At 74.8% G+C, this 1,212-nt stretch carries 3 protein-coding genes; all 3 read left to right on the top strand.

Annotated features, from left to right (window positions below; all coding sequences use genetic code 11):
- On the top strand, positions 1-415 hold a 415-nt coding region (locus tag H5J30_RS34340; protein ID WP_181791726.1), incomplete at its 5' end, for a biotin transporter BioY.
- Between the two features lie 22 nt (positions 416-437).
- The gene (locus H5J30_RS34345) at positions 438-923 is read left to right on the top strand and encodes a ribose-5-phosphate isomerase (RefSeq protein ID WP_181791727.1); all 486 of its coding nucleotides are present in this window, start codon (positions 438-440) and stop codon (positions 921-923) included.
- A 60-nt stretch (positions 924-983) separates the two neighbouring features.
- The coding region (locus H5J30_RS34350; RefSeq protein WP_374101065.1) for a DNA-formamidopyrimidine glycosylase family protein at positions 984-1,212 on the top strand (229 nt) is incomplete at its 3' end.

Here is a 1,212-nt window from a genome sequence, read left to right on the forward strand (position 1 = left end):
CGCGCTGCTCGTCGGCGCCTCGCTGGGCACCGGGCGGGCGTTCCTCTCCCTGCTGCTGTACGCGGCCGCCGGCATGGCCGGGATGCCGTGGTTCGCGGAGGGCTCCTCGGGGTGGGGCATGCCGTCGTTCGGCTACGTCCTCGGGATGCTCCTCGCCGCCGCGGCCGTCGGCGCCCTGGCCCGCCGCGGCGGCGACCGAGACGTGTGGCGCACGGCGGGCACGATGGTCCTCGGCAGCGCCGTCATCTACGCCGTGGGCGTGCCGTACCTGGCCCTCTCGCTGAACGTCCCCCTCGGCGAGGCGGTCTCCCTCGGCCTCACCCCGTACCTCCTGGGCGACGCACTGAAGGCCGCCCTGGCGATGGGCGCCCTGCCCGCCGCCTGGCACATCGCCGGGCGTGCGCACCGGGGCTGACCCCGGCCCGTAGACTCCGGGCATGCGCGTGTACCTCGGCAGCGACCATGCCGGCTACGAACTCAAGGAACACCTCCTCGCCTGGCTCCGGGAGCACGGGCACGAGCCCGTCGACTGCGGCCCGCTGATCTACGACGCCGCCGACGACTACCCGCCGTTCTGCCTGCGCGCCGCCGAGCGCACCGCCGCCGACCCCGGCAGTCTCGGCGTCGTCATCGGCGGCTCCGGCAACGGCGAGCAGATCGCCGCCAACAAGGTGGCGGGCGTGCGCGCGGCGCTGGCGTGGAGCGAGGAGACGGCGCGGCTGGCGCGCGAGCACAACGACGCCAACGTCGTCGGCGTCGGCGCGCGGATGCACACGCGCGACGAGGCCACCAGCTTCGTCGAGGTCTTCCTCGCCACCCCGTACACCGGCGAGGAGCGCCACCAGCGGCGCATTGACATGCTCGGCGCGTACGAGCAAAGCGGCAAGCTGCCCGACGTGCCGGCGCACCACCCGCAGCCGTAGCGGCGGCAACGGCCGGGCACACCGGCAGGACCGGGACGGGACCGGAGCGAGAGAGGGCGCATGCCTGAGGGCCACACCATCCACCGCCTGTCCGTCGAGTACGGCGTCCGCTTCGGCGGCCGGGCGGTGCGCGCGGCCAGCCCCCAGGGCAAGTTCGCCGACGGCGCCGCGCTCATCGACGGCTGCCGGCTGACCGGCACCGACGCCCACGGCAAGCACCTCTTCCTCGGCTTCGGCCCCGTCGGCCACCTCCACGTCCACCTCGGCATCTACGGCAAGGTCGCCTTCG

Source organism: Streptomyces phytophilus, assembly GCF_013870535.1.
GTDB lineage: Bacteria > Actinomycetota > Actinomycetes > Streptomycetales > Streptomycetaceae > Streptomyces > Streptomyces phytophilus.